The sequence below is a fragment of the Stenotrophomonas sp. YJH_SMC_138 genome (genome assembly GCF_059369855.1).
In genome coordinates this window covers 110,858-126,128 of record NZ_JCAFTB010000003.1, presented here as the reverse complement: position 1 = coordinate 126,128, position 15,271 = coordinate 110,858, and the positions used below count along the sequence as shown (strand labels likewise).

Genomic DNA, 15,271 nt, shown 5'->3' with positions numbered 1-15,271 from the left:
GCTACATGCCGCGGAACAGGCTCATGAACGGTTGGCTGACCACCAGCGTCTCCGTGCGCCCGCGCAGGCGCAGCACGCCGCGCCCGGTATCGTCGCGGCTCACCGCTGCCACCGCCTTCATGTTGACGATGGTGGAGCGGTGGATCTGGCGGAAGTGCTGCGGGTCGAGCACTTCCAGCAGTTCACGCAACGGTGTGCGCAGCAGGCTTTCGCCGGCAGCGGTGACCACGGTGGTGTACTTGTTGTCGGCGCGGAAGTAGGCCACATCTTCCAGCATGATCAGCTGCGTCTCGCGGCCGTTGCTGGCGGTGATCCAGGCCAGTGGCGGGCGCTCCGCTGCGCCCTGCGACGGGCCCAGCCGCTGCAGCAGGCGCTCCAGCACGGCATCGTCCTGTCGCGTTGATGGCAGCCGCGACAGGATGCGCTCGCGGGTGGCCAGCAGGCGCTCGTCGCTGACCGGCTTCAACAGGTAGTCCATCGCGCCCTGCTCGAACGCATCGATGGCGTACTGGTCGTAGGCGGTGACGAACACTACCTGGGTGCGCGGGCTCAGCTCGGACAGCGAGCGCGCGACCTCGATGCCGCTGATGCCGGGCATGCGGATGTCGAGAAAAGCGATATCCGGCTGCGTCTCGGCCAGCTGCTCCAGTGCACTGGCACCGTCCTCGCACTCGGCCACCAGCTTCAGCTCCGGCCACAACCGGCCCAGCTGCTCCACCAGTGACTGCCGCAGCAGTTCTTCGTCTTCGGCGATCAGGGCTTCAAGCGGCATGGCTGCGCTCCTTGTGCGACTGCGGCAGGGTCATGGTCGCGGCCACGCCGCTGGGGAAGTTGGCAACGATCGCCACGCCGGCCTGCTCGCCGCAGGTCAGGCGCAGGCGCTCGCGCAGGTTCTTCAGGCCGATGCCGGTACCGCTGGTGCCCTGGCCGAAGCCCAGCCCATCGTCGGCCACGGTCACGGTCACGTGGTCATCGAAGCCGCGCGCCAGTATCCAGATCGTGCCACCGCCGGGCTTGGGTTCCAGGCCATGCTTGATCGCGTTCTCCACCAGCGTCTGCAGTGCCATCGCCGGCAGGTGCACGCCGTGCAGTTCGTTCGGTACCTGCATTTCCACCGCCAGGCGTGCGCCCATGCGGATGCGCAGGATTTCCAGGTACGCGCGGGTGCGGTCCAACTCCACGCCCAGCGTGGATACCGATTCGTCCACCTGCGGCAACGAGCTGCGCAGGTATTGAATGAGGTGGCCGAGCATCTGTTCGGCACGCGCCGGATCGGTGCGGGTCAGTACCTGCGCGTTGGCCAGCGTGTTGTAGAGGAAGTGCGGTTCCACCTGCGCATGCAACAGGTTCAAGCGTGCCACCGACAGTTCCTTTTCCACCTGGGTCTGTTCGGCCGCAGCCTGTTCGTCGCGGCGCTGGTCGGCGACGCGGCGGCTGATCGCACGGGTGACTGCTTCGGCGTTCTCGAAGTTGCTGCCCTCGTCGAGCGCCAGCAGGTCGGCCCACCAGCCGGCATCGGGTTCGAACAGCAGGGTCACGGTGCTGGTGCCCTGCCCCGGCGTGACCGTGGCCAGCACGCTGTTGCGCTTGATCGCCAGCCGCGCCGGCAGGTTCCAGCGCGAGGGCTGGCGGCCGTTCCAGAGGTCGACCCGGCGCACATAGGCGCGCACCTGCAGGCTGCCGGCCGAGCTTTCCACGTCTTCGACGCGCGGTAGTTCGGAAATCGCCGCCTCCACCACCGAGAAGGCGTGGCCGGCGTCCATCGGCAGTTCGATCTGGCGGCGCTGGCGGCCGGACAGGGTGGTGGCATCCAGGCGACCGGCCACCAGCCAGACCCGGCGGATGTGGGTGATGGCACTGCCCAGCGCGGAAATGATCAGGAACATCGCCAGCAGCCCGAAGATCCAGCCCGGGCCATCGTTCATGCCACTGAAGATGCCGCTCCAGACCATGCCGGCGACAACCAGCGCGGCAGCCCAGGCCAGCAGGTGGCGGATCAGGAGAGAGAGGCTGGCGAACACGGCGGCGCCTTGAGGAAGGGGGTGAGCCGAGCATAGGGCGGCCCGCCGGGCAAGCAAGCAGGCTGCGACGAAGGCCGGGAAAGTTGGGATGGAAGCCGTTATGGAAACGCCGGGCACGGCCCGGCGTTTCCGGGGGCGGCAATGCCGGCCAGCGGCCGGCTACCGGACGCCGTTACTTGCGCTGGTCGGCGCTGGCGTCACGCACGGCGCGGAACGCCTCGTCCTTGCTCCAGTTCGGCCAATCGCGGGAATTGGCCAGCTGGTTGCCCAGCGTGTACAGCACTTCCAGGTCGCGCGCGGCACCGGCAAACACCCAGTCCGGCTGCCACTCGTCGCCCTGCTGGTGATAGCGCTTGGCGGTGTAGTCCTCGGAGGCCTTCCTGCCTGCGGCCACGCCACCGTCCACCCAGTCCTGGCCGGCCGACCAGGACAGCGCCGGCACGCCACGCTTGGCGAACGGGAAGTGGTCGGAGCGGAAGAACAGGCCCGCTTCCGGCTTCGGGTCCGGCGTGTAGCGGATATCCCAGCCCTTGGCCACGTCCTTCAGCTGGTCCAGCAGCTCGAAGCGCGCGGCACCGTAGATGCCGAAGTCACGCGACGGGCCGAACGGCGCCATGCCGTCCATGTTGATCACGGCCACGGTCTTTTCCAGCGGATACAGCGGATGGGTGGCGTAGTACTCAGAACCCAGCAGGCCCTTTTCCTCGGCGGTGACCGCCAGGAACAGCAGCGAGCGCTGCGGGCGCTTCTCCTTGGCGAAGCCACGGGCCAGCTCGACCAGCGAGGCGGTGCCGCTGGCGTTGTCCAGCGCGCCGTTGAAGATGCGGTCACCGCGCGCGTCCGGCTCGCCCACGCCGATGTGGTCCCAGTGCGCGCTGTAGATGATGGTCTCGTCCGGATGGCGGCTGCCTTCCAGGCGCGCGGCCACGTTGTGAGAGGTGATCACTTCGGTCTTCACCGCGTACTTCGCGTCCAGGCTGGCGCCGGTCAGCGCCACCGGGGTGAAGTCGCGCTGCTGCGCCTTCTTCTTCAGTGCCTCGAAATCCTGCCCGGCCGAGCGGAACAGCTCCACGGCAAGGTCGCGCTGGATCCAGCCTTCCAGCAGCGGGTGGCTTTCTGCCGGGTTGTCACGCACCACGTCGAACATGGTGTTGGTGTTGGAGCCGGCCACGGTGGCCCAGCCATACGACGCCGGTGCGGTCTCGTGCACGATCAGCACGCCCAGCGCCCCCTGGCGGGCGCCTTCCTCGTACTTGTAGGTCCAACGGCCGTAATAGGTCATGCCCTTGCCGTCGAAATCACCCTGGCCGGTTTCGAAGTCCGGGTCGTTGATCAGCACCACGGCGATCTTGCCCTTCAGGTCCACGCCCTTGAAGTCGTCCCAGTTGCGCTCCGGTGCCTTCACGCCGTAGCCGAGAAACACCAGCGGGGCCTTGCTGATGTCGACGCTGCTGGCGCCGTTCATGGCGGCGCGCACGGCGATCTGCTTGCCCTGCTCCAGCGGCAGGGTCTTGCCGCCCTGGTGCAGCGCCAGCTGCGGTGCGCCGACGATGTCGCCCTTGCGCAGCGGCACGGCCTGGGTCCACAGGCGCTTGCCGTCCTTGAGGTCGCCGCCCGGCTGCAGGCCGGCGTCGGCAAACTGCCTGCTGAGGTAGGCGATGGTCTTTTCTTCGCCGGCGGTGGCCGGCGAGCGGCCTTCGTAGGCGTCGGAGGCCAGTTCCTTGACGTCGGCGGAGATCCGCGCGCCATCGAATTTCGGGGTGGCCGCCATCAGTGCGCTCGACACCGACAGGGCCAGCACGCCCAGTACCACTCGTTTCATTGCTCTCTCCAGCAGGGAAATCCTTCTGGAGTGTAATGGGATTCGCCAGGGCTGCGCCCTGCACCTGCCGAAACAACGGCAACAGCCGAAGCAACAGCAAAAGCCGGTTTCCTGAGGGTAGGCGGGGTCCCACTGCTGTTGGTGGGTGTCGACCTGGGTCGACACGCACGGAAACACGAAGGGGTCAGATCCTTTTCCCGCCGGAAAAGGGCTCTGACCCCATCGGTGTGTTGCTTGGGCGTGTTACCAGTTCGGGTCTTCGGCCGGGGCGGCAGCGGGCTTGGGCTTCGGCTTGGCCGCCGGGCGTGCGGCGGCGGCGGGAGCGGCCGAGGCAGTCGCACCTGCGGCGGCGGCCGGCTTGCTGCCCAGCTTCTGGCGCAGTTCGATCTGGCCCGGGCGGAAACCGCCGCGCATCGCGTCGACGCCGTCTTCGATGGTGCCGTACGAGGTCTGTGCGGCCACGCGGTCGATGCGGATGGTGCAGCACGGGTGTTCACTGCGGCCCAGCGAGCGGCCGGTCTGCGGGTCCTTCAGTTCCTCGCCCAGGCGCACGGCCTGCCAGCGCTGGCCGGCCTGCAGGGTTTCGCCACCCTGGCTCAGCACCACCTGGTCACCGTCCACAGAAACCACCGACACCGGGAACAGCGTGGTGACGATGGTGGTACCGATCTGGCCCGACAGCGATTCCATCATCGCCGCGGCCATGTTGCGGCCGTTGACCACGCGGGGCAGGGTGCTCGGGCCGGTCGAGGCCAGCTGGTGGTCGAAGCTGTCGGACATCACCACCTGGCCGGTGGTGGCGTTGATCAGGCGCAGGGTGATGCGGCCGCCACCGGAGTACGAGGTCACCTGGCGGTCGGACATGCGCAGGTTGCGTACGCTGCGCGGGTACTCGAAGCGTTCGATGGTCGGGATCAGGATCAGGTCGGTCGCCAGCTGCTGGCCGACGCGTGCGGTGTCCTGCAGGCGTACGTTGCCGCTGTTGATATGGTCGATCTCGGCCTGCAGTTCGTCGCCGAACTCGCGATCCAGCACGATGAAGCGCTGGGTCTGGGTCAGCGTGTCGGACAGGCGCGCGCGGATCGCGTCGGCCACTTCATCGGCACTCACGCGGCCATCGCCCACGGCATAGCTGCCGGCCTTGGTGCGCGGCAGCGCGACCACGATCTTCGGCTTGCCCTGCTCGTCCGGTGCACGGTACTGGGCAATCTGTGCACGCACGCGCACCTTCCAGTAGCTGCGCATGCTGCGGTGGGTCACATCCGAATCGAACGAGCTTGCGCCACGCTTGGCATCGACGCTGACCTTCTCGTCGTAGCTCTCCTTGACGCTGGCCGAGGCTCCGCCGCCCTTGGCCGTGGCCTCGCCGGACGCGCTGGCAGAGGCCGAACCCTTGAAGCTCCAGCCTTCGTCGCTGGCGCGCACGCGCGCGATGGTTTCTTCATCCAGCTGCCGCACTTCGTCCTGCGACAGGATTTCATAGCCCAGCACCGCGCCCTGCGAGCCGGCGATCATCTGCTGGGTGAACGCGTCGGCGCGGATATCGCCGACGTGTTCGTCATCCACATCCACATGCAGGCCTGCACGCAGGCTCTGCATCTGGCTGGCCACGCGTACGCCGTTGACCTGCGCCACCGCCGACTGCAACGCCGCCAGCACCGCCAGTTCCGGGGTGCTGCCGATGCCGTCGGCCTCGCGCGCGACCTGGGTGGTGCCGCCGAAATCCGGCGTGCCACGCAGGGGCGCTGCTTCCACTGGCGCATTGCTGGCCAGTGCACTGGTTGCCTTGTCCTTGGCAGGTGCGGGCGCTTCGGCCGGGGTGTCCTGCTTGCCACAGGCTGCAAGCAGCGCGGCAGCCAGGCCCAGGCCGATCAAACGGGAGGTCGTACGCATGGGGATTCGCCTCGGATCAGTTCATCTTGTCCAGCTGGCCCAGCATCGAGTCGGCGTTGGACGGCACCTTGACCTTGCTCTTCTTGGCGAAGGTCACAGCCGACTTGGTCGAACCGTACAGGCCCTGGATGAAGCCCGGCGATTCCTTGGCCACCCATGCACCAGCGGCCAGCTTGCGGCCGACGGTAGCCATCTGGGTGGCGCCCAGGTTCTTCATGCCGGCGGTGAAGTTGCTGGCTTCGCCACCCAGCTTCTGCGCTTCGGCGGCCGACGCCAGCAGCGAGACCAGGCCTTCGGCGTAGTGCTGCTTGGATTCAGCGTTCAGCTCCGGCTGCGCGGCCTGGCGCTCGTCGATCGCGGCCTGGGCGGCTTCGCTGACCGACACCGACTTCTTCATCGCATCGACGCTGACCGAACCCGACGACAGCGCCTGGCGCTCGGCTTCCAGCAGCTGCACCTGCTCGGCCAGGCCGAAGGCACGGGCGAACGAGGTCTGGGCCTGCAGCGAGTGCGACTGCGAGCTGACGAAACGACGCACCAGCGCTTCCTGCGCGGCTTCGTCCGGGGCAGCGGCGCTGGAGGTGCTGCTGGAGGAGCCGGTGGAGCCACCGGCCAGGTCCTTCAGCTTGCCCAGGCCGGCATGGGCCGGCATCGACAGGGTGGCGGCCGCGATGGCCAGGGCAAGAGCGGTATTGCGGATCATGTGAGAGTCCTTTGGAAGAAACGGCCGCGTGCGGCACGTGGGGAATCGGTAACCCAGGGGCGATGCCGAGCGAGCTCGGCACCCACCGGGGCGGCGGATCAGCGGACCGCCTTGACGTTCAGTTCGTTGATCATCTGCTGGGCGGCCTTTTCGGCAGCCAGCTGCAGGGCATTGGTACGGGCCACGGTTTCATTCGGGCCGGTGCCGGAGAACTGCACCGGGCCGACCGACGACACGGTGCGCGGGAAACGACCGGTCACGTCCAGCACCTTGCCGGTGACAGTGACGAACACGCGGGTGTTGCCGCTGGCCGGATCGCGGTCACGCATGCCGACGTCGAGGGTGCCGACGGCGATGTACGGGATGTTGGCCGCACGGATGCCATTGGCGGTGTCGCGCAGGGTGGCCGGGGCCAGGTCGTTGCCGGTGCTGAAGTCCTTGCGGATGCGCTCGATGCTGAGCAGGCCGCGCGACTCGCCTTCCACGTACTCGGCTTCAACCACCTCGTAGCCGGCGGCGCTGAAGGCACCGGTCATCGCGGTGTTGACTTCGGCGGCGTTGGCCACCTTCCAGGTGATGTTGTCGGCGCGCGCGGTGGTGCTGCCGCCGCTGGTGACCGACACCGAACCGTTCTGGTTGATGCTGCCGTTGGTGCTGACCGAGTTGCCGCGGAAGCTGTCGCCTTCACGGGTGTTCTCGCTGTAGCTGCTGCTGGCGTCGACGCGGCGGTATTCCTTGTCCTGGAACGACTGCACGGTGTCCTGCGAGCGCGCCATGAACAGGAAGGTCAGCAGCGAGCGCTGCGCAGCGGTGGCGCCGGCCACGGCCGAACCCGCATCCAGCTTGGTCTGCAGCAGGGTGGTGTTGATCTCGGCGCGGACGGTGACGCTGTAGGTCTTGGCCTTCTTGTCTTCGGTGTCCGACAGCTGTACGGCGCTGAGCACGTAGCGGTCGATCTCGCCGATGAACTCGCCGCGGCGCGCCTCGAACAGGCGCAGCTTGGCCGCACCGGTTTCGGCGATGTACGCCTCCAGGGCATTGACCTTGGCCTTGTTCAGGGCCTGGGCACGGGTATCGGCGCTCAGGCGCAGGCCGTAGCTGGCCGAGCCGGTACCGCGCGAACTCGCGGTCTGCGCAGCGACCGGCGAGGCCACCGCCAGCGCGATGAGGATGAGCAGGATGGTACGCATCAACGACATGACTTGATCAACTCCTGGAGGGCTTGGGTCTGCTGCTGCAACGGGCGGCCGCCCGGCTTCTGTTCGTCCAGCCAGGCGCGCGAATCGGCACGCTTGGCGGCGGCGCCGGCGAAGGCGTCGAAGCCGGCCAGCAGGGTTTCGTAGCTGGCCGACCACTGGTCGACCTGCCACTGCGTGACCGGCACCACCTTGGTGGCCCCCTTGCGCAGCGGCTGTTCGAAATAGACCTTGCCCGAGAACGGCTCGCTCACCTTGGCGGTGAAGAAGGCGCCGAACAGCATCGTCTTCATCGCCGGGGTTTCCTCGATCACGCCGTTCTTCAGTGCATCGACCTGCAGCTGGATGACGTAGTCGGGTTCGGGAATCTTCAGCTGGTAGACCTTGCCGTCGGCAAAGCGGGCGGCCATCGCACCGCCGATCGCCTGGCCCGAGGCCGGCGGCAGCAGGCCAACGCCGGTGTTGGACGACAGCGTCTTGGACAGTTCGTGCGCAAGCGTGGCACGCAGCGGTGCTTCCCACTTCGGATCGGGCAGCTTGGCGCGTGCCGCGTCGGACAGGGTCACCCCGCCCACCTGCAGGCGACGCACGGCGGCATCGGGCAACCGGGCCTGCGCCAGGCTGGCCGCCAGTACCTGCGACAGGCTGGTATCGGCACCGCCGTACAGCAGATCGGCGACGATCGCGTCGATATCGTCGTTGTCCGGACGGTAGTCCTGCACGTCGATGCGCTGCAGGGTGAGCGGATAGGAGGCGATCACCTGGCGCTCGCGAAAGTCGAAGAACAACGCCTGCAGCGCCACTTCCACCAGCACCTTGTACTGGTCGCCGATCGGTTCGACCGAGACCAGCTCGCGATCCAGCGCAGCGGCCAGCACGGTGGCACTGGTGGTGCCGTCGAGCATCGCCACCGGCTGGTCGATCAGCTCCAGGTGGGCCGGTGCGTGGCGCTTGAGCGACTGTGCCAGCGTCTGGTTCAGCGGGACCAGCCCACGCCGTTCCAGCACCGCGTGCGCATGCGGGGTGGTCGCCTGCACGGCGGCGGCGTCAGCGGTATAGGCAAAACCGGCCCAATAGGCCTGCTGTGATTTGTCCGCAGCCTGCACGGCCATCGGCCATACGGCCAGGCACAGGGCACAGGCAAGCAGGCGCGCAAAAGCGCGCGATGCGCTCTTCGTCCTTGAATACATCCAACCGCTCCTCGGTCAATACGCACGGATCGCGGACGCTGATGCGTCCGCTGGGCGCGAAACATAGCCGCTCAGGCGGCCGGCGACAAGTGCTGCCTTTGTCGGCTCAGTCCGTGGGGGGCAGGCCCGCCCGTTGCCGCAGCAGTCCGCGCTCGGCCTGGTTCTGGCTGAGCCGAGCGGCCTGGCCAAAAGCGTCACGTGCGTCCTGCTCACGCCCCAGTGCCTGCAGCAGCTCGCCGCGCACCACCTGCAGCGGCGCATAGTCGCGCAGGCGCGCGTCGACCAGCAGGGGCTGCAGCTGCGCCCACGCGGCGAACGGGCCTTCGCTGCGCAGGATCGCCACCACCCGGTTCAATGCCACCACCGGCGAAGGTTGCACCTGCAGCAGCTGTGCATAGAGCGCGGCGATACGCGGCCAGTCGGTCGCGTCGGCGCGCCGCGCAGCCGCATGGCAGGCCGCGATGCGCGCCTGCAGCACATAGGGATCCTGGTCGCCACCGATGGCCAACGCGCGCGCCAGCACCTGCTGCCCGCGGTCGATCTGCAGCCAGTCCCAGCGCGCGCGGTTCTGCTGGTCCAGCAGCACCGGCGCGCCCTGCGCGTCCACCCGTGCCGCTGCGCGCGAGGCCTGCAGTTCCATCAGCGCCAGCAGGCCCAGTACCGGCGGCACCGGCAACCGATGCGCCAGGATGCGGGCCAGCCGCAGCGCTTCCTCGCACAGCGCCGGGCGCATCCAGTCATCACCGGCGCTGGCGGCGTAGCCTTCGTTGAACACCAGATAGATCGCTTCCAGCACCGAGGCCAGGCGCTCCGGCATCGCGTCCGCGCGTGGCACTTCATAGGGCACCTGCTTCTGCGCCAGCGTGCGCTTGGCGCGCACGATGCGCTGGGCGATGGTCGGCTCCGGCTGCAGGAACGCACGTGCAATCTCGACGGTGCTCAGGCCACCGAGCAGGCGCAGGGTCAGTGCCACCCGCGCATCGGCCGGCAGCACGGGATGGCAGGCCACGAACATCAGCCGCAGCAGGTCATCGCCCAGGTCGTCCTCCAGGGCCTGGCTGTCATCCGGCGCCGGCAGTGCCGCCGGATGCAGTTCCTCGCCCCACTGCGCATGCTGCTGCGTCACCCGCTGGTGCTGGCGCAGCACATCGATGGCACGGTTGCGCGCGGTGGTCATCAGCCAGGCTCCGGGGTTGTCCGGGATACCCTGCTCCGGCCAACGCTCCAGCGCGGCCAGCCAGGTGTCCTGGGCCAGCTCCTCGGCACGGCCGACATCGCCACCGAGCAGCCGCGCCAGGCGCGCAATCAGCACTGGCGACTCCATCCGCCAGAGGGTTTCCAGACGCTGCGTCAGTGCGGGCTCGAGCATGCGCCGATCACAGCACGCACGCCCGGCCCGCACAAGCGCCGCAGCTCACGCTTCAACAATCGGCTTGAAGCCACCCCAGAACATGCGCCGGGTATCGAACGGCATGTCCTTCGGGCCCAGCGACGCCAGCCGCGGGTCGGCCATCACCTTTGCGTTGATGCGGTCGCGTGCCGCGCGCGAGCGGAACACCACGAAGGCGACGATCACCGTCTCGCCCGGTTTCGCCTTGACCGCGCGCGGGAAGGAAGTGCTCTTGCCCGGCTCCACATCGTCGGCCACGCATTCCATGTACTGCAGCGCGCCATGGTCCTTCCACACCGCACCGGCCTTGCGGGCAAGGCGACGGTAGGCCGCCACCTTGTCCTGCGGGCACGGCAGCACGTAAGCATCCACGTAAGCCATGCGGGTTCTCCCTGCGGCGGCCGTCAGCCCGGCTCGCCGTCCATGTGTGCGATTTCCCAGAGATGGCCGTCCAGGTCCTGGAAGCCACGCTGGTACATGAAACCGTAGTCGCGCGCGGGCTGCGGTTCACTGGCGCCGGCCGCCAGAGCCTTGTCCACCATCACGTCCACCGCCTTGCGGCTGTCCGCCGACAGGCAGGTGATCACCTCGGTCTGGCTGCGTGCGTCGGCGATCGGCTTGGTGGTGAACTGCTTGAAGAACGGCTGGGTCAGCAGCATCACGAAGATGCTCTCGCTGATCACCATGCAGGCGGCATCGTCATTGGTGAAGGTCGGGTTGAAGCTGTAGCCCAGCGCTGCGAAAAAGGTCTTGGACGCGTTCAGATCCTGCACGGGCAGGTTGACGAAGATCATCTGCGGTTGCGGTGCACTCATCGGTGAAGCTCCTTGTGGATGAAAGAAAGAGAGGAATCAGGGCTGCTTCATGCAGTTGACCATCCACGGCTTGCCATAGCGGTCGACCAGCATGCCCCAGCGGTGCGCCCAGAACGTTTCGGCGATCGGCATCTGCACCTGGCCCCCCTCGGCCAGCGCGGCAAACACGCGTTCGGCTTCTTCGATGCTGTCGACATCAACATTGATGGTGGTCGAGCCACCCTCGCCGCCGCCGGGGCCGTCGGCCGCCATCACGATGGCGTTGCCGATCTCCAGCTGGCTGTGGGCGACGTGGTCCAGGGTTTCCGGCGGCATCTCGTTGCAGCCCGGCGAGCCATCGGAGGGCGGCATGTCGCGGTATTTCATTTCCGAAGTGACCTGGCCACCGAGTGCCTTGGCGTAGAACGCCATCGCCTCGTGGGCCTGGCCGCTGAAGCCGAGGAAGGGAATCAGTCTCATGGCAATACTCCGTGATGTGGTTCAGGGCGGTAGCGCCGGGTCGTGCCCGGCGTGGAGATGAATCGGGTCAACCTTCCAGCTGTGCACGCAGACGCTGTTCCTGCTGCTGTAATTCGGGGGTGAAGGCTTCACCGAAGTCTTCAGCGGAGATCAAGGGACGCAGTTCGAGCGTGCCGCCACTGCCGAACGGCGCGCGGCTGGCCCATTCAACCGCTTCGTCCAGCGACCGCACCTCCCACAGCCAGAAGCCGGCGATCTGTTCACTGGCAGGACCGAACGGACCGGCCTCGACCTGGGGTGCCCCGCCGCCGAAGTGAATGCGACGGCCGCGCTGGGTGGCGTGCAGGCCTTCACCGGCCAGCATGATGCCGGCGGCCACCAGTTGTTCGTTGAAGGCGCCCATTTCGGACAGTTCCTGTTCGCTGGGCATGCGGCCGGCTTCGGAGTCGGCGTTGGCCTTCACGATCACCATCACTTTCATTGCGGTCTCCCGTGGGGACGCGTGGTGCGTGCCCTTCATTGGGTACAACGAACCAGGGGGCTGGGAATCGACACGTCCTCTGAAAATTATTTCTTCCGTGGAAAGCGCGCCTTCGGCGGAGGTCGGCGAACGGCGGAGCCCCTCCGTGGTGGGTTTGGGTTGGTCGCTGAAAGCTGGTTTTCTGGGAGTGGGCCGGGCGGGTGGGGTTGGCGGGGACGCCGTGAACCCATCCGTGGGGGCTTAGCCGCGGCATCCATGCCGCGGATACCCCGCCAACCCCACCCGCCCGGCCCCAGACAGATCTCTGCGGCTGCCCCACCACGGGAAAATCAAGAGAAAAGGCAAAAGCAACAGCAAAAGCAACAGCAACGGCGGTTGGCTGGCGGGCTCAGCTTTGCGAGCGAAGCGACCCGCTTTTGCTCTTGTTTGTGATTTTCCGGGGTGGACGCCGCAGGAAACTGTCCAGGGCCGGGTGGGTAGGCGGGGCGGGGGTGTCCGCGGCATGGATGCCGCGGCCAAGCCCCCATGGATGGGTTTACGGCGTCCCCCGACCCGCCTACCCACCCGGCCAAGCCCAAGCATCACGTTGTAGCGCCACCACGGAGGGGCTCCGCCGTTCGCCGTCCCCGCCGAAGGCGCGCTTCTGCGCTGCAACATGCCCACGCGCCATCCTGCGCCATCATGGGCACCCGCCCCCGCCAGGACCGTCCCATGCAGCAGTACCTGCTTCTGATCTATATCGAGCCTGCCCTGCTGCAGGCCCTGCCCATCGAAGAATTCAACGCGCTGATGCGCGACTGCCTGGCCCACGCCGACAAGCTGCAGGCCGAAGGCACGCTGCTGGCCGCGCAGAAACTGCAGCCGGTCGACACTGCACAGACCCTGCGCGTGCGTGATGGCAACAGCCGTGTTCTCGATGGCCCGTTCGCCGAAACCCGCGAACTGCTGGCCGGCTTCAACCTGATCGTCGCCCGCGACCGCGACGAAGCCATGCGCATCGCCCGCGACTTCCCGTGGGCGCGCTTCGGCAGCATCGAAGTGCGGCCGCTGGAAGACATGGACGCCGAGCGCGAACGTTGCGGCGCCCCGGCTGCGGCTATGGCAGCAGCCGTACCCTGATCTCGCGCGGGCCGACGCCTTCGTTGCCGCTGTAGTCGCGCACGCTGGCGCGCACGATGTACTCGCCCGGCGGCAGCGCCGCCGGCTGCCAGCGCCCGGTTTCCATCAGGCCGTCGCGCACGGTGTTGGTGGCCAGGTAGCGGAAACGGGTGACCGCGCTGCCATGCACGGTGATGCCGCTGTCCGGTGCGTAGGCCACGCGCACAGCTTCCTTCTGCGGCGGCATGCGGTTGAACACGATGTTCCAGCGCGGCTGCTCGTAACCCTGCAGCGGCTGCCCAGCGGCATCGAGGATCTGGTAACCGACCTGGTACATGCCCAGGCGGCGGCGCGGCAGGTTGTTGTCGACCTGGTCCCAGGCCTCGACCACGATCTGCACGCCGCGGCCCTGGCGCGCCACCATCACCACGCCATCGCTGCCGGCGGCCATCGGCTGGTCGTTGTCGTCCAGCAGGGCCACATCGGTGATGCGCGGCGCGAAGTGGTCGGCGTAGCCCTGGAAGCCCAGCGCCACCGCGTTGGTCTCGAAGCCGCCGGTACCCACCGCCAGGTGCACGTGCGCCTGGTTGTTGATGCTGCCCAGGCGGTCACCGACGTGGATGCGCATGCCGCGGCGCACGCGCATCCGCTCCAGCCTGCCCTGCTCGTCGTACAGCGCCTGCCAGCGCGCATCGTAGGGTTCGTCGCGCGGGGTGCGGCCGACCCGCATGTGGATGTACTTGAGGCGATCCACGACCAGGCCCTCGGCCTGCTCACCCAGGTTCCAGGCGGCCACCGGGCTGCTGATCTTGCCTTCGGCGATCGCCAGCACGGTCTGGCCCACATCACCGCGCACGTCGAAGCCGCCATGCAGGTGGTGGCGGCTCTCACCGGTGAAGTTGCCGCGCACCTCGCCCAGGGTGCCGACCACTTCGTGCCAGCCGTCCTGCGGTGCCAGCGGCCAACGGCCCCCGGTCTTCGGCAGCGCGGCATCGGCAGCCGGCCCGACCAGTGCCGGTGCCGGCAGGTCGCCCACCGGCAGCGGGCGCAGGCGATGCAGGCGGTAGCTGGCGGCGTCGGCCACCAGCACGCTGCCATCGGCATCCAGCGCCAATCCGCTGGGGCGGGCCAGGCGCGGCAGGCGGCCATTGCCGACCAGCGCGATCTGATGGCCCTGCGGCGTCACCTGCACGATGCGGCCATCGAGATCACCCACGTACAGCACGCCGTCATGGGTGGTGGCCAACGACAGCGGCCCATTGATCACGCCACCGGCGGCGACCACGGTGCTGACCGTACCATCGGCACCCACCCGGCGCACGGCGTTGTTGAACAGGTCGGCCACCAGCAACGCGCCCTGCGCGTCGAAGGCCAGCGCCACCGGCGTATCGAAGCGCGCAGCAGCGCCCACGCCATCGGCAAGGCCCGGCCGATCACCACCGGCCAGGGTGCGCACGCTGCCATCCGTACCGATCACCCGGATGCGATCGTTGAACGTATCGGCCACGTAAACCTGGCCCTGCGCATCCACGGCGATGCCCATCGGCGCATCGAAGCGGGCCTGCGCGGCAGGGCCGTCGGCGTGGCCCTGTTCGCCACCGGCCAGCGTGGTCACCTGGCCATCGGTGCTGATGCGGCGGATCGCATGGTTGCCGGTGTCGGCCACATACAGGTTGCCCTGCGCGTCGGCGGCAATGCCCGAAGGCGTGTTGAAACTGGCCTGCAGTGCAGGGCCATCGACACGTCCCTCGCCCTGCCCGGCCACCGTTTCAACGCGGCCATCGGGAAGGCGGCGACGGATCCGGTTGTTGTCGCCGGCATCGGTGAAATAGACGCTGCCATCGGCACTGCGCAGCAACGCGTACGGATCGGCGAAGCGTGCCTGCGCGGACGCGCCATCACGGTCACCCGGGTGGCCATCGCCGGCCAGCGGTTCGATCTGCGCGGTCCACGCCAACGGCGTCGGAGCCGGACCCGCCGGTTCAGCCAGCGTATGCAGCGGTGTCTCCCACCAGGTCGCAGCCAATGCCACTACCGTCGCCAACGCTACGCCTGCCGCCATCCATTGCCACCGTGCCATCGTGCTGCGCTGCCTGCCTGCTGTCTGAAGAGGCACCGACAATAGACGCTGCGCGTGCGATCCGCCACGGCCGATTGTGCGGCTGAACGCCAGAATTCGCTTCGTCGTGCTTGTCCTCGCTGG

Annotated in this window: 14 protein-coding genes; 1 reads left to right on the top strand and 13 read right to left on the bottom strand. The window is 67.9% G+C overall.

Features of this window, described 5'->3' with window-relative positions; genetic code table 11:
- Nucleotide 1: 1 nt before the first annotated feature.
- The 12 genes from AC5P7I_RS08740 to AC5P7I_RS08685 all read right to left on the bottom strand — a co-directional run bounded on the left by AC5P7I_RS08740 (nucleotide 2) and on the right by AC5P7I_RS08685 (nucleotide 11,970).
- Complete coding sequence (locus AC5P7I_RS08740) at nucleotides 2-772, bottom strand: LytR/AlgR family response regulator transcription factor (protein ID WP_014645782.1); 771 nt, start codon at nucleotides 770-772, stop codon at nucleotides 2-4.
- Nucleotides 762-2,021, bottom strand: a complete 1,260-nt coding sequence (locus AC5P7I_RS08735; RefSeq protein WP_046428597.1) for a sensor histidine kinase — start codon at nucleotides 2,019-2,021, stop codon at nucleotides 762-764. The genes AC5P7I_RS08740 and AC5P7I_RS08735 overlap by 11 nt, the downstream gene beginning before the upstream one ends.
- A 172-nt stretch (nucleotides 2,022-2,193) precedes the next feature.
- Nucleotides 2,194-3,843 carry a M28 family metallopeptidase gene (locus AC5P7I_RS08730; RefSeq protein ID WP_262088274.1) on the bottom strand — a complete coding sequence of 550 codons (1,650 nt, stop codon included), beginning with the start codon at nucleotides 3,841-3,843 and terminating at the stop codon, nucleotides 2,194-2,196.
- Nucleotides 3,844-4,086: 243 nt separating this feature from the next.
- A complete protein-coding gene (locus AC5P7I_RS08725; RefSeq protein ID WP_041863036.1) occupies nucleotides 4,087-5,736 on the bottom strand; it encodes a CsgG/HfaB family protein in 1,650 nt (549 codons plus the stop codon).
- A gap of 16 nt (nucleotides 5,737-5,752) precedes the next feature.
- The gene (locus tag AC5P7I_RS08720) at nucleotides 5,753-6,439 is read right to left on the bottom strand and encodes a hypothetical protein (RefSeq protein ID WP_014645778.1); all 687 of its coding nucleotides are present in this window, start codon (nucleotides 6,437-6,439) and stop codon (nucleotides 5,753-5,755) included.
- Nucleotides 6,440-6,537: 98 nt separating this feature from the next.
- Complete coding sequence (locus AC5P7I_RS08715; protein ID WP_262088275.1) at nucleotides 6,538-7,638, bottom strand: hypothetical protein; 1,101 nt, start codon at nucleotides 7,636-7,638, stop codon at nucleotides 6,538-6,540.
- Nucleotides 7,629-8,825 carry a hypothetical protein gene (locus tag AC5P7I_RS08710; RefSeq protein ID WP_053495494.1) on the bottom strand — a complete coding sequence of 399 codons (1,197 nt, stop codon included), beginning with the start codon at nucleotides 8,823-8,825 and terminating at the stop codon, nucleotides 7,629-7,631. Before AC5P7I_RS08710 ends, AC5P7I_RS08715 begins: the two co-directional genes overlap by 10 nt.
- A gap of 106 nt (nucleotides 8,826-8,931) precedes the next feature.
- A complete protein-coding gene (locus AC5P7I_RS08705; protein WP_262088276.1) occupies nucleotides 8,932-10,194 on the bottom strand; it encodes an RNA polymerase sigma factor in 1,263 nt (420 codons plus the stop codon).
- A 45-nt stretch (nucleotides 10,195-10,239) separates the two neighbouring features.
- Entirely contained in the window at nucleotides 10,240-10,596 is a 357-nt protein-coding gene (locus tag AC5P7I_RS08700) for a DUF1428 domain-containing protein (RefSeq protein WP_014645774.1), read from the bottom strand.
- Between the two features lie 23 nt (nucleotides 10,597-10,619).
- On the bottom strand, nucleotides 10,620-11,030 hold the full coding sequence (locus AC5P7I_RS08695) for a VOC family protein (RefSeq protein WP_014645773.1): 411 nt from the start codon (nucleotides 11,028-11,030) through the stop codon (nucleotides 10,620-10,622).
- A gap of 36 nt (nucleotides 11,031-11,066) precedes the next feature.
- Nucleotides 11,067-11,489 carry a VOC family protein gene (locus AC5P7I_RS08690; RefSeq protein WP_014645772.1) on the bottom strand — a complete coding sequence of 141 codons (423 nt, stop codon included), beginning with the start codon at nucleotides 11,487-11,489 and terminating at the stop codon, nucleotides 11,067-11,069.
- 67 nt (nucleotides 11,490-11,556) lie between these two features.
- A complete protein-coding gene (locus AC5P7I_RS08685; protein ID WP_014645771.1) occupies nucleotides 11,557-11,970 on the bottom strand; it encodes a YciI family protein in 414 nt (137 codons plus the stop codon).
- A gap of 711 nt (nucleotides 11,971-12,681) precedes the next feature.
- Here AC5P7I_RS08685 and AC5P7I_RS08680 point away from each other — a divergent pair.
- The gene (locus tag AC5P7I_RS08680; RefSeq protein ID WP_012479004.1) at nucleotides 12,682-13,089 is read left to right on the top strand and encodes a YciI family protein; all 408 of its coding nucleotides are present in this window, start codon (nucleotides 12,682-12,684) and stop codon (nucleotides 13,087-13,089) included.
- On the opposite strand, the gene AC5P7I_RS08675 is transcribed toward AC5P7I_RS08680, so the two are convergent.
- Nucleotides 13,067-15,148, bottom strand: coding sequence for an NHL repeat-containing protein (locus AC5P7I_RS08675; RefSeq protein ID WP_041863031.1), 2,082 nt, complete (start codon nucleotides 15,146-15,148; stop codon nucleotides 13,067-13,069). The genes AC5P7I_RS08680 and AC5P7I_RS08675 overlap by 23 nt on opposite strands.
- Nucleotides 15,149-15,271: the final 123 nt, after the last annotated feature.